The organism is Streptomyces sp. AMJ-169 (genome assembly GCF_055597585.1).
Window position 1 is genome coordinate 172,775 of record NZ_JBVLTJ010000014.1, and the last position, 12,608, is coordinate 185,382.

The following is a 12,608-nucleotide window of genomic DNA, read 5'->3' on the forward strand; positions in this document are numbered from 1 at the left end:
GTAACGTCGATTGGGTGCGTACCGAACGAAACCTCACCCGTCTGGACCGGGTGTTCGCGAGGCTGGACCGGGAGCCCGAACGCCCGGGCCACCTGAAATTGCCGCGGATGAGCCGCCACCGGGTCGCCCTGCTGACGGCGACCCTCGCCTTCTATCTGGCGATCGTGTGGCTCGTGGTGACCACCTCGTGGCTGGTCCGCCTGGACTGGCAGGTCATGTTCTTCCGGCCGTACCAGCAGTGGCCGTCGATCCACGCGTTCCTCGACTACTACGTCGTGCTGGGCCAGCGCGGCCCGACCGCCGTGATGGTCGCGGCCTGGCTGGGCTGGCGTTCGTGGCGTCAGCACACGCTGCGGCCCCTGCTCACGCTGGGCGCCTCGCTGCTGCTGCTGAACGCGACGGTCGGTGCCGCGAAGATCGGCATGGGCCGGCTCGGTCCGCACTACGCGACGGCGATCGGCTCCAACGAGATGGGCCTGGGCGGCGATATATTCCCCAGCGGCCACACCGCGAACGCGGTCGTGACCTGGGGGATCCTGGCGTATCTGGCGTCCACGCCGAGAGCGCGGCGCTGGCTGTCGGCGCTGTCGGCGGTCGTGTCGCTGGGCGTCGGGCTGACGACCGTCTATCTGGGGACGCACTGGCTGAGCGACGTGCTGCTGGGCTGGGCGGCGGGGCTGCTGGTCCTGCTGGCGCTGCCGTGGTGCGAGCCGCTGATCGCCCGCGCGGAGAGCGCGCTGCTCGATCTGCGCGACCGCTGGCGCACCTCCCGTACGGCTCCGGCGAAGCCCGCGCTGCCCGCGCCGGTCACCCTGCCGGTGTCGCTGGTCCGCCCCCGGCCCTCGGACCAGGACCAGGCGCCCGCCGCCCGCGAGGCGCTCCCCGTCCCGCGCGGCCAGAGACCCCCGCTCTACCTCGCGCCGGGCCCGCACGCCGCACGCTCCGAGCGCACCCCGGTCACCCCTCTCGGCAGCCGCCGCCCGCCGCCCCACCAGGACCGCCTGGCCCGCGGCACGACGGCCTCGGCGGCCCGCCCGCTGGGGAGTTGACGCCTGCGGGGGCCAGCGGGGCTAGCCCTTCCAGGCGCGGGTTACGCGGCCGTCGCGGACCTCGAAGTTGATACGTCCCGCCAGGTACTCCATGGTGACGATCGCGCCGGGCGGCAGTTTCCTGACGGTCGCCCAGCCCTGCTCGCGGGCCTGTCGCTCGGCCCGCGCGGCCTCCAGGCCGACGTAACTGTCCGGGTTGTCTCGGGGCTCCTGAGGCGGAGTCGGAATCGGTGCCATGGTCCCCAACCTAGGCCCCCGGGACACGCCCGGGAACCCGGGGTTCCCGTCTCAAGGATCACTCTGGTCACGCTTCTGTCACAGGATCACCGCGCATGTTTCGGCCGTTACCTGTCACACGTACGAGCGGTTCCGGACAACTTCCGAGCGCATTCGAACGTAATTCCCGAGCCGTCTGCGGAGTGGCCGGAAAAACCGGCGGAAAGCGGCCCCGGATTCCTTTCCGGAACCCCGCCGCATTCGTGTTCCGGGGCGCACGCGGCCATCTGACACCCCATAGAAAAAGCACCGGACCCCCACACGCCCCCCGTACGCCCCCTGTCGCGGCGCACGGGGGCGCGCGCATCATGGCGGGGTTCGTAGGGGCCCGCGTACGGCACGCGAAGGAGCGGCGATGGCGACGCAGACCATGGCGACGGACGTACCGCCGGTGCGCGGCGGGCGGATCGTCGTCGACTGGCTGACCACCACCGACCACAAGAAGATCGGCCACCTCTACCTCATCACGTCGTTCCTGTTCTTCCTGGCCGGCGGGGTGATGGCGCTGCTGATGCGGGCGGAACTCGCCCGCCCGGGGCTCCAGTTGATGGACAGCAACCAGTTCAACCAGCTGTTCACGATGCACGGCACGGTCATGCTGCTGCTGTTCGCGACGCCGAGCTTCGCCGGGTTCGCCAACGAGCTGATGCCGCTCCAGATCGGCTCGCCGGACGTCGCGTTCCCCCGGCTGAACATGCTGTCGTACTGGCTCTTCCTGTTCGGCGGGCTGATCGTGATGGGCTCGTTCCTCGTGCCCGACGGACCGGCCGCGTTCGGCTGGTTCGCCTACGCCCCGCTCAACAGCCCCGTCCACTCCCCCGGCCTCGGCCCCGACCTGTGGATCATGGGCCTCGCGCTCGCCGGGTTCGGGACGATCCTCGGCGCGGTCAACTTCGTGACGACGATCATCGGGATGCGGGCGCCCGGCATGACGATGTTCCGGATGCCGATCTTCACGTGGAACACCCTGTTCACGTCGATCCTCATCCTCATCGCGTTCCCGGTGCTCGCCGCCGCCCTGCTGGTCCTGGAGGCCGACCGGCGCTTCGGCAGCCACGTCTTCGACGCGGACGTCGGCGGCGCGCTGCTCTGGCAGCACCTCTTCTGGTTCTTCGGCCACCCCGAGGTCTACATCATCGCGCTGCCGTTCTTCGGGATCATCTCGGAGATCATCCCCGTCTTCTCCCGCAAGCCGATCTTCGGCTACACGACGCTGGTCGGCGCGACCCTGGCGATCACCGGCCTGTCCGTCGTCGTCTGGGCGCACCACATGTTCGTCACCGGCGCGGTCCTGCTGCCGTTCTTCTCCTTCGTGAGCTTCCTGATCGCCGTGCCGACGGGCGTGAAGTTCTTCAACTGGACCGGGACGATGATCAAGGGGTCCCTCTCCTTCGAGACGCCCATGCTCTGGGCGTCCGGCTTCCTCGTGACGTTCCTCTTCGGCGGCCTCACCGGCGTCCTCCTCGCCTCCCCGCCGCTGGACTTCCACGTCTCCGACAGCTACTTCGTGGTCGCCCACTTCCACTACGTCGTCTTCGGCACGGTCGTCTTCGCGATCTTCGGCGGCTTCTACTTCTGGTGGCCCAAGTTCACCGGCAAGATGCTCGACGAACGGCTCGGGAAGGTGCACTTCTGGGTGCTGTTCGTGGGCTTCCACACCACGTTCCTGGTCCAGCACTGGCTCGGCGCCGAGGGCATGCCGCGCCGCTACGCCGACTACCTCGCGGCGGACGGCTTCACCGCCCTCAACACCATCTCCACGATCGGCGCGTTCCTGCTGGGCATGTCGACGCTGCCGTTCCTCTACAACGTGTGGCGGACGGCGAAGTACGGGACGAAGGTCGACACCGACGACCCCTGGGGGTACGGGCGTTCACTGGAGTGGGCGACGTCCTGCCCGCCACCGCGGCACAACTTCGTGACCCTGCCGAGGATCCGCTCGGAGTCACCGGCGTTCGATCTCCATCATCCGGAGCATGCGGGGTAGTTGGGGGCGGGCGGGGCGGTTCGGCAGGGGGATGTTCAGCGGCGGGCGGGGGCGCGGCTCAGCGGCGGGCGGGGTGGGCGGCTCAGCAGCCGGGCGCGGGGGCGCCGAGGGTGCACAGGGTCCTCGCGGAGACCTTCCACACTCCGTCCTGCTCAACGGCCGTCCCCGGCAACGGGGTTCCCCCCTTGGCCAGCCGGTACGTCACCGAAGCCCGCGTCGCCGAGAGGAAGTTCACCTTCTCCACGGTCGCGTCCGCTCTGCTGCCGTCCAGTTCCTGGAGCGCGCCGGCCATCAACTTGCCGTGCTGGACGAGGGCTTGGCGGGCCGCCGGCTTGGTCGCGGGGGCGAAGAACGCCACCCAGTTGGCGCGGATCTGCCGCTCGGCCGCAGCGGGATCGGCGGGCGCCGTCGGAGAGGGGCTGCCGGAGGGGCGGGGCGCGACCTTGATCTCCTTGGGCTTGTCGTCGCCGCACGCGGAGAGCACGAGGAGAAGGGCGAGCGCGGCTGCGGCACCCCGGGCTCCGATCGCCGTACGTCTGACTCCTGTTGCCGTCATCTGACCACCAGCCAGCTCAGTCATCACCGGGATTGCAGGGCAGGGGCAGGGTATCGGGCGGGGCGGATCCGGACCGTACGTTCGTACGAATTCCCTTGCGGGGGCGGTCAGTTGGAGCGGTGCCTGCAAGTTGCGGCGGCGCCCGTAGGTTGCAGCCCGGCACGTCAGTTCAGCGGCGGCCCGAAGAAGGCCAGCGTCCGTGACCCCGTGTCCGGCAGCCGCAGCAGCGTCCCGGGATTGAGCCGCCCCGGATCGGCCCCGACGACCTCCTTGTTGAGCTGATAGAGCGCCTGCCACCCGCCCTTGACGCGGTACTTGACGGCGACGGCGGACAAGGTGTCCCCGGACTTCACCGTGTACATCCGCCCCTCCAGCCGGTACCGCTTCGAGCACTCCGGCCACGCACCCCACCCCTGCACCGCCAGCACCTCCTGGGCGACGGCGATCTGCTCCTCCCGGCTCGCGAGATCGGCGCGCGGCGCGTACCCCAGCCCCCCGAACTCCTCCCAGGTCGGCTGCCAGAACTGGAGCCCGCCGTAGAACCCGTTCCCGGTGTGCGCGTCCCACCGCCCACCGCTCTCACAGTCCGCGACACAGCTCCACGGCCACTGCTCCTCGGCACAGCCGTACGAGACCGGCGGCCCGCCGTCGGCCGACGGGGAGAACAGGGCAACGGCGAGCAGCAGACTGGCGAACATCGGCTCACCGTAGGCAGCACCCCCCACCCCTCACCCGATCCGCGCCCACAACGCCCGGGGCCCCACCCGGTCGGCGCACTGGGGGTACGCACCGGATGGGGCCGCGATCTGCCGGGCCGCCCGGCGGGGCGCCGAGCGAAATTCTCCGGGCCGCCCGACGGGATGCCGGACGGGGACTCCGGGCCACCCGGCGGGACACCGGGCGAAGTCTCCGGAGGCAGCCCGGCTGGGGTACCGAACTGCGTGCCCGGCGCTGGGACACCGGGCTGTGCTCTGGGGCCGCCCGGCCTCCGCGCCGGGCGAAGTCTCTGGGTGCCGGACTCTCCGGCCTAGGGCGGCGGCCCGGGTTCGCGACCCCGGGCCCGCCTCGTGCCGTACGGCGCCGACTCCCGTCGGCCCGCACCGTCTCGCGCCGGCGTTCAGCTCCGGTCGGCCCACCTCAGCCTGAGCGATCTCGCCTCAGCCTGAAAACCGACTCACCTCAGCCCGCGCCGGCTCAGCTCATGCCGGCCCACCTCCGCCGGCCACGCCGGACCCGCTCAGACCAGCAGCCGCTGCCCCGGCACGATCAGGTCCGGATCGCCGCCGATGACCGGCTTGTTGGCGGCGTAGATCCGCTCCCACGTGGTGCCGTGCCGCTCGGCGATGGCGCTGAGCGTGTCTCCGGAGCGGACCGTGTAGTTGGCGCCGGGCGTGGCGCGGACGGTGCCCCGGGAGGTGTTCGCCGTACGCTCCGGCGCCGCCTTGGGCGTCGCGGCGGACGAGTTGGTGTTCTTCCTGGTGCCGCTGCTGGGGCTCTTCTTGGTGGCGGAGCCCGACTTGGCGGACGGGGCCGAGGCGTCGGGCGCGCTGCCGTAGGCGCCGGCGCGGGCCGAGCAGACCGGCCAGGCGCCCCAGCCCTGGCCGCGCTGGACCTTGGTGGCGACCGCTATCTGCTGCTCGCGGGAGGCCTGGTCGGCCGTCGGCGCGTACGCCGTGCCGCCGTAGGCCCGCCAGGTCGACGGGGAGAACTGCAAGCCCCCGTGGTAGCCGTTGTGGGTGTTGATGTGCCAGTTGCCGCCGCTCTCGCACTGGGCGATGCGGTCCCACACCCCGCTGTCGGCCGCGGCGGCGTTGCCGCTCGCGGCCAGCAGCCCGAGCGGGGCCAGCAGTGCCGCCCCGGCGAGAGCCGCCGTCGTACGTGCCCGGCGGGCGGTGGTGTCAGTCACCGGCGCCTGGTCGTGCGTGTCGCGTGTGTTGTCGGCACACTCGGACATGAAGTTCCCTCTCTACGGACCCGGGTTCCCCCTGCTGGGCGGGACGCTATCCGCGAAGAGCCGTGGATATGGCGTTCCGCCCCCCGTGCGCCGACGTGATGCTTCCGCGCGCTGTCTGTCCCAGCGCGGCCGGCGAACGTTTCCCGGGTGGTGCTCGGTGCACCGGCGGAGGAATCTATGGACCCTGACGAGCCGTTAGCAACCAACTCCCTGTTTCCGCAGGCCAGTTGCCCGTTACCAGGGGTAACTTCGAGTTCCCGCAGGGGGGTTCGCACCCCCTTTTCCTGATTTATCGACCATAGGCCGAGACGCCCTGTGAGCCAGCTCACGGAACCAACCCCCGTAACCTCTCCGTTACTTGACCGGGAGTGTTCGATAGCGGACCTAAAGTGACCGACCGCGTCCGAGGGACGGGACACTCACGCGGGACACCGTGACTATGGCCACAGGACGCCCGTTGTCTCTGCGTGAGCCGGGGACCCACCCCGGCCGAGCCGGGGACGCCCCCGGCCGTGCCACCGCACCGCATCCCGAGGGAGCCACCCGTGCCGCGCATGCTCGACGTCAGCGACGAGGTACGCACCGAGATCGGCGACGAAGAAGCCGACCGGCTGCTCACCGGAGACAACGCCCCCGGCAGTTACGACTGCACGTCGTGCCGCGCCCCGGGCGACTCCGCGCAGGAGCGCACCAGCACCGTCCTGTTCATCGGCGACGAGACCGCCGTCCTCGCCTTCGCCCACGCCACCTGCCTGCCCTCCCAGGTCGTCCAGGTGACGGAGGACCAGCTCAAGGGCGCCGTCCGGTCCATCAACGGGGTCGGCGGCCCGGAGCCGCAGCCGCAGCAGGCCGTGCTCGGGGTGACCAGCGGGCTGATCCTGATCAACGGCGAGCTGCACCCCGCGCTGGTCGTCGAACCGACCGCCCCCATCGTGCGCCCCGGCAGCACGGGCCCGGGCGACGACTTCCTCGCCCTCCTCGTCGAGCAGGGCTTCACGCCGCTCGGCCAGATCAGCGAGGTCCCGCCGGTGCGCCACGGCTGGTCGGTGCTGCTCGCCGCGGGCCAGCTGCACGCGATCCTCCAGCCGGGCCCCAACGGCGTCCAGCCCGCCGCCTGGTGGCAGGCGCACCAGCCGCTCCAGGTCACCGACGGCTGGCGGGCCGCCGCCAACAAGAACCAGCAGGTCCTGATGTTCGCCGCGCCCGTCGGCTCCATCGGCCGCCAGCCCCGCGAGGACCTGCTGCGCGACGCCCTCGACAAGGCCGCCGCCAACGGCCGCCTCGTCGCCGCCGCCCTCCCCCTCGCCGGGACCTGACCGACCCACGGGGGAAACCCTTCACCAACTGGGTCGTTCTACGCTACGTGCACCCATACGACACCTCCCGCCGGCCGTCCTACTCGCTCCCCGAGAGTTCGGCCACCCCGATCTACGACGCGCTCTACGCCGAGTACGTCAAGTCCTTCCGGGCCCTGCCGGGCGACCGCAGCGGGGAGGACCAGCTGGAGTTCACCGCGTTCGGACACGGCCTCGGCCCCGGGTACGGCGGCTACGGCGGGTCGTACGCGCTCGCGCACGGCGGCGGGCTCGGCGGACTGAACGGCGGCTCGTACGGCGGGAGTTCGTACAGCGCCTACAGCGCGGGGGCGCAGAGCGCGCGCCAGCAGGGTCAGTGGCAGCGCGTGGGGACGCTGGGCCAGCAGCAGCCGGCGTACCCGTCGTACGGGACGTACCAGGGGATGCAGCCGGTCCCGGCCGCGCTCCCCCCGGCGCCGCGGCGGGGGTACTGAGAAGAGGGCGGCGCCCGACAGGCGCCGCCCTCTTCGTCGTACGGTCCTACTTCTTCTTGCCGCGCTTCTCGCGGACGCGGACCGAGAGGTGGAGCGGGGTGCCCTCGAAGCCGAACTCCTCGCGCAGGCGGCGTTCGATGAAGCGGCGGTAGCTGGCCTCGATGAAGCCGGAGGCGAAGAGCACGAAGCGCGGGGGCTTGGTGCCGGCCTGGGTGCCGAAGAGGATGCGGGGCTGCTTGCCGCCGCGGATCGGGTGCGGGTGGGCCGCGACCAGCTCGCCGAGGAAGGCGTTCAGCCGGCCCGTGGGCACCCGGGTCTCCCAGCCGGCCAGCGCGGTCTCGATCGCCGGGACCAGCTTCTCCATGTGCCGCCCGGTGCGCGCCGAGACGTTGACCCGCGGCGCCCAGGCGACCTGCCCGAACTCGGTCTCGATCTCCCGCTCCAGGTAGAAGCGGCGCTCCTCGTCGAGGGTGTCCCACTTGTTGTAGGCGATGACCAGCGCGCGCCCGGCCTCGACGGCCATGGTGACGATCCGCTGGTCCTGCACGGAGATCGACTCGGACGCGTCGATCAGGATGACCGCGACCTCCGCCTTCTCCAGCGCGGCGGCGGTGCGCAGCGAGGCGTAGTAGTCGGCGCCCTGCTGGAGGTGGACCCGCTTGCGGATACCGGCGGTGTCGACGAACTTCCAGGTCACGCCGCCGAGTTCGATCATCTCGTCGACCGGGTCACGGGTGGTGCCCGCGACCTCGTTGACGACGACCCGCTCCTCGCCGGCGACCTTGTTGAGCAGCGAGGACTTGCCGACGTTCGGCCGCCCGATCAGCGCGATCCGCCGGGGCCCGCCCGCGGCCGTGCCGAAGGACTGCTCCGGCGCCTCGGGCAGCGCCTCCAGGACGGCGTCCAGCATGTCGCCGGTGCCCCGCCCGTGCAGCGCGGACACCGGATGCGGCTCCCCGAGCCCGAGCGACCACAGATAGGCGGCGTCGGCCTCCCCGCTCTGCCCGTCGACCTTGTTGGCGGCCAGCACGACCGGCTTCCCGGCCTTGCGCAGCAGCCGTACGACGGCCTCGTCGGTGTCGGTCGCGCCGACCTTGGCGTCGACGACGAAGACGACGGCGTCGGCGGCCTCGATCGCGTACTCGGCCTGCGCGGCGACGGACGCGTCGATCCCGAGGACGTCCTGCTCCCAGCCGCCGGTGTCGACGACCTTGAACCGCCGCCCGGCCCACTCGGCCTCATAGGTGACCCGGTCGCGGGTCACACCCGGCTTGTCCTCGACGACGGCCTCGCGCCGCCCGATGATCCGGTTGACGAGCGTCGACTTGCCGACATTGGGCCGCCCGACGACGGCGAGCACGGGCAGCGGCCCGTGTCCCGCCTCTTCGATGGCCCCCTCGACGTCCTCGGCGTCGAAGCCCTCTTCCGCGGCAAGCTCCATGAACTCCGCGTACTCGGTGTCACCGAGCGCTCCGTGGTCGTGCTCGGAGTGGTTGTCGTCGTTCATGAAGTTCCGTACCTCGTTCATCGTGGTGATCGGTGGACGCCCGTCGGGGCGGCCACTACTCGGGGCGGCGGGGGCGCACAGGCGCGCCCTTCGGCCGGCCGCTCATCCGAGGTTATCCGGCGGCGTCGCTTTTCTCCGCCTCGATTGCCCCGCGCCCGGTGAAGCGCCGGGCGCCGTCCAGGTGCGCGGCGAGCTGCTTCTGGATGTGGACGGTGGCCTCGTCGAGCGCCTTACGGGTGCGCCGCCCGCTGCCGTCGCCCGCCAGGAAGGGGTCCCCGAACACGACATCGACCCGCGACCGCAGCGGCGGCACCCCCTTGAGGATCCTGCTGCGCCGCTCGGCGCTGCCCAGGACCGCGACGGGGACGATCGGCGCGTTCGCCCGTACGGCGAAGTAGGCGAGCCCGCCGCGGATCGCCGCGAAGTCGCCCTCGCCCCGGGTGCCCTCGGGGAAGATCCCGAGCACCCCGCCGTTCTCCAGCACCCCGAGCGCCTGCGTGACGGCGGTCCGGTCGGTCGTGGACCGGTCGACCTTCACCTGCCCGATGCCGAGCAGGAAGGGGTCGAGGGGCCCGATGAAGGCTTCCTTCTTGATGAGGAAGTGGGTGGGCCGGGGGGCCACACCCATGACCATCGGTCCGTCGATGTTGTGGGAGTGGTTGACGGCGAAGATGACGGGTCCGGTGGCCGGGACCTTCCAGGCGCCGAGGACACGGGGGTTCCAGAAGCCGTACATGAGCCCGACGCCGATACGGCGGCCGACTTCGGCGCCGCGCTCGGAGGGGGTTTTCCTGCCGGCGTCCGCTGAGGGGGCGGGGGTGCCTGCCTTCGGCCCGTCCGCTGAGGGGGCGGCGCTCACTTGGCGGCCCGCTTCTCCTCGACGAGCCGCACGACGTGCTCGATGACCTGCTCCAGCGTGAGCGCGGTGGTGTCCACCTCGACGGCGTCGTCGGCCTTGGCCAGCGGCGAGGTCTTGCGGCTGGAGTCGGCGGCGTCCCGCTTGATCAGCGCCTCGCGGGTGGCGGCGACGTCGGTGCCCTGGCCCAGCTCACCGCTGCGCCGGGCGGCGCGGGCCTCGGCGGAGGCGGTGAGGAAGATCTTGAGATCGGCGTCGGGAAGCACGGTCGTCCCGATGTCGCGCCCCTCGACGACGATGCCCTCCGCGGCGCCGGCGGCGATGGACCGCTGCAACTCGGTGATCCGCTCGCGCACCTCGGGCACCGCGCTCACGGCGCTGACCTTGGAGGTGACGTCCTGGGTCCGGATGGCGAGGGCGACGTCGACGCCGTCGACGCGGATGGTGGGGGCGGCGGGGTCGGTCCCGGAGAGGATCTCGGCCTTGCCGCAGACGGCGGCGACGGCGGAGGGGTCGTCGAGGTCGATCCCGTTGCTCACCATCCACCAGGTGATCGCCCGGTACTGCGCCCCCGTGTCCAGATACCGCAGCCCGAGCCGCCCGGCGACGGCCTTGGAAGTGCTCGACTTACCCGTACCGGAGGGCCCGTCAATGGCCACGACCACAGTCCCGGCAACGCCGTTTTCCACAGGGGAACACCTTCCTGGTGCACAGAGGCAGAGAGTTACGGCCCAGAGGGGCACTGGGTACAAGGTTACTGGGTGCCCCGTCCCAGCCCGTCCGGCGTTTGAGGACAAGGCCCGTCCAGGGCCGACAGCGGGGGCACGGGGGCGGCAGCCCCCGGAAAGGACGGGAAGGGCAGGGGCGGCGGGGGCGAAAACCCTACTGCCGCAGAGCCCACCCCCGCTCCCGCAGCGCAGCGCCCAGCACCCCCACAGCCTTCGGCTCCACCATCAACTGCACCAACCCGGCCTGCTGCCCCGTCGCATGCTCGATCCGCACATCCTCGATATTGACCCCCACCCGATCCGCATCGGCGAAGATCCGGGCCAACTGCCCCGGCTGGTCGTCGATCAGCACCGCCACCACCTCGTACACCCGCGGCGCGGCCCCATGCTTCCCCGGCACCCGCACCTGCCCCGCGTTCCCCCGCCGCAGCACATCGGAGATCCCCTCCGCCCCTTCCCGCCGCTTCTCCACGTCCCCCGACTGAAGCCCCCGCAAAGCCTCCACCGTCTCCTGGAGATCGGCGGCGACATCGGACAGCAGCTCGGCGACGGGACCGGGGTTGGCGGACAGGATGTCGATCCACATCCGCGGATCGGAGGCGGCGATCCGCGTCACATCCCGGATCCCCTGCCCGGAGAGCCGCACGGCGGCCTCCTCGGCGTGCTCCAGCCGCGCGGCGACCAGGCTGGACACGAGATGCGGCATGTGCGAGACGAGCGCGACGGCCCGGTCGTGCGCGTCGGCGTCCATGACGATCGGCACGGCCCGGCAGTGCGACACCAGCTCCAGCGCGAGGTTGAGCACCTCGGTGTCGGTGTCCCGGGTGGGCGTGAGCACCCAGGGCCGCCCCTCGAACAGCTCCGCGGACGCGGCGAGCGGCCCGGACTTCTCCCGCCCGGACATGGGATGCGTCCCGATGTACCGGGAGAGGTCGAGCCCGAGCGCTTCGAGCTCCCGCCGGGGCCCGCCCTTGACGCTGGCGACGTCGAGATAGCCGTACGCGAGGTCGCGGCGCATGGCGTCGGCGAGGACGGCGGCGACATGGGCGGGCGGGGCGGCGACGACCGCGAGGTCGACGCGCGCGGAGGGCGCCTCGTCGGTCCCGGCCCCGAGCGCCGCGGCCGTGCGCGCCTGCTCCGGGTCATGGTCGACGAGGTGGACGACGACCCCGCGCCGCGCGAGGGCGAGCGCGGCGGACGTGCCGATGAGTCCGGTGCCGATGACGAGCGCGGTCCTCATCGGGCGCCGCCCCTGCTGTGCCCGGCACTGTCCCTCCGGACCGCCCCCCTGACCGCTCGTTCCGCCACGCCACCGCTCCTCGACCGCTCGCTCGCTCCCGCACCGACACCCCCAGCCTAGTGAGGGGGTCTGACAACGGCGCGCGCCGCCCGCCCGCTGAGATGTCCGGCACCGGTCCGCGGCTTTGTGCCACTCCGTCCCGGTTACTTCTCCTTGCCCCGCTTCGGTGCCAGGATGACGCCCATGACCCTCCCCGCGACACGCCGCACGGTCCTGATGACGTCCCTGCTGACGACGGGCGCGGCGGCGCTCACGACGGCCTGCGGCGGCTCCGACGGCAGCAGTTCCTCCGACGCGTCCCCGACGGGCGCGGCGAACGGCACGCAGCTGGCGAAGACGAGTGACATCCCGGTGGGCGGCGGCAAGATCTTCCAGGAGCAGAAGATCGTCGTCACGCAGCCCACGAAGGGTGAGTTCAAGGCGTTCTCGGCGGTCTGCACCCATCAGGGCTGCACGGTCGGGACCGTCGCCGACGGCACCATCGAATGCCCTTGCCACCACAGCAAGTTCAGCATCACCGACGGCGCGGTCAAGGGCGGCCCGGCGCCCCGCCCGCTGCCGGCGAAGGAGATCACCGTGAAGGGCGACACGATCGACCTCACCTAG

Annotated in this window: 13 protein-coding genes; 5 read left to right on the top strand and 8 right to left on the bottom strand. The window is 71.7% G+C overall.

Annotated elements, in window-relative coordinates:
• Positions 1-14: 14 nt before the first annotated feature.
• Positions 15-1,049, top strand: coding sequence for a phosphatase PAP2 family protein (locus ACYUD3_RS30475; protein ID WP_470976773.1), 1,035 nt, complete (start codon positions 15-17; stop codon positions 1,047-1,049).
• A 21-nt stretch (positions 1,050-1,070) separates the two neighbouring features.
• On the opposite strand, the gene ACYUD3_RS30480 is transcribed toward ACYUD3_RS30475, so the two are convergent.
• Positions 1,071-1,286, bottom strand: a complete 216-nt coding sequence (locus ACYUD3_RS30480) for an I78 family peptidase inhibitor (RefSeq protein WP_470976776.1) — start codon at positions 1,284-1,286, stop codon at positions 1,071-1,073.
• Between the two features lie 394 nt (positions 1,287-1,680).
• On the opposite strand from ACYUD3_RS30480, the gene ctaD reads away from it, so the two are divergent.
• Positions 1,681-3,312 (top strand): aa3-type cytochrome oxidase subunit I, encoded by a 1,632-nt coding sequence (gene ctaD, locus ACYUD3_RS30485; RefSeq protein WP_470976779.1) that lies wholly within the window; start codon positions 1,681-1,683, stop codon positions 3,310-3,312.
• Between the two features lie 82 nt (positions 3,313-3,394).
• Here the strand turns inward: ctaD and ACYUD3_RS30490 are convergent, their stop codons facing one another.
• From ACYUD3_RS30490 to ACYUD3_RS30500, 3 genes are all read right to left on the bottom strand, one after another.
• Complete coding sequence (locus ACYUD3_RS30490; protein WP_470976782.1) at positions 3,395-3,892, bottom strand: MTB12 C-terminal domain-containing protein; 498 nt, start codon at positions 3,890-3,892, stop codon at positions 3,395-3,397.
• 140 nt (positions 3,893-4,032) lie between these two features.
• The gene (locus ACYUD3_RS30495; protein WP_470976785.1) at positions 4,033-4,566 is read right to left on the bottom strand and encodes a transglycosylase family protein; all 534 of its coding nucleotides are present in this window, start codon (positions 4,564-4,566) and stop codon (positions 4,033-4,035) included.
• A gap of 539 nt (positions 4,567-5,105) precedes the next feature.
• The gene (locus ACYUD3_RS30500) at positions 5,106-5,822 is read right to left on the bottom strand and encodes a transglycosylase family protein (RefSeq protein WP_470976788.1); all 717 of its coding nucleotides are present in this window, start codon (positions 5,820-5,822) and stop codon (positions 5,106-5,108) included.
• Between the two features lie 545 nt (positions 5,823-6,367).
• On the opposite strand from ACYUD3_RS30500, the gene ACYUD3_RS30505 reads away from it, so the two are divergent.
• Complete coding sequence (locus ACYUD3_RS30505; protein WP_470976791.1) at positions 6,368-7,138, top strand: hypothetical protein; 771 nt, start codon at positions 6,368-6,370, stop codon at positions 7,136-7,138.
• Positions 7,139-7,185: 47 nt separating this feature from the next.
• On the top strand, positions 7,186-7,611 hold the full coding sequence (locus tag ACYUD3_RS30510) for a hypothetical protein (RefSeq protein WP_470976794.1): 426 nt from the start codon (positions 7,186-7,188) through the stop codon (positions 7,609-7,611).
• A 46-nt stretch (positions 7,612-7,657) separates the two neighbouring features.
• On the opposite strand, the gene der is transcribed toward ACYUD3_RS30510, so the two are convergent.
• The 4 genes from der to ACYUD3_RS30530 form a co-directional block, all read right to left on the bottom strand.
• Positions 7,658-9,118, bottom strand: coding sequence for a ribosome biogenesis GTPase Der (gene der, locus ACYUD3_RS30515; RefSeq protein ID WP_470976889.1), 1,461 nt, complete (start codon positions 9,116-9,118; stop codon positions 7,658-7,660).
• A gap of 112 nt (positions 9,119-9,230) precedes the next feature.
• A complete protein-coding gene (locus ACYUD3_RS30520; RefSeq protein ID WP_470976892.1) occupies positions 9,231-9,854 on the bottom strand; it encodes a lysophospholipid acyltransferase family protein in 624 nt (207 codons plus the stop codon).
• 119 nt (positions 9,855-9,973) lie between these two features.
• Entirely contained in the window at positions 9,974-10,663 is a 690-nt protein-coding gene (gene cmk / locus ACYUD3_RS30525; protein ID WP_470976797.1) for a (d)CMP kinase, read from the bottom strand.
• Positions 10,664-10,856: 193 nt separating this feature from the next.
• Complete coding sequence (locus ACYUD3_RS30530) at positions 10,857-11,942, bottom strand: prephenate dehydrogenase (protein WP_470976800.1); 1,086 nt, start codon at positions 11,940-11,942, stop codon at positions 10,857-10,859.
• A gap of 243 nt (positions 11,943-12,185) precedes the next feature.
• Between ACYUD3_RS30530 and ACYUD3_RS30535 the strand changes: the two genes are divergently transcribed.
• On the top strand, positions 12,186-12,608 hold the full coding sequence (locus ACYUD3_RS30535) for a Rieske (2Fe-2S) protein (RefSeq protein ID WP_470976802.1): 423 nt from the start codon (positions 12,186-12,188) through the stop codon (positions 12,606-12,608).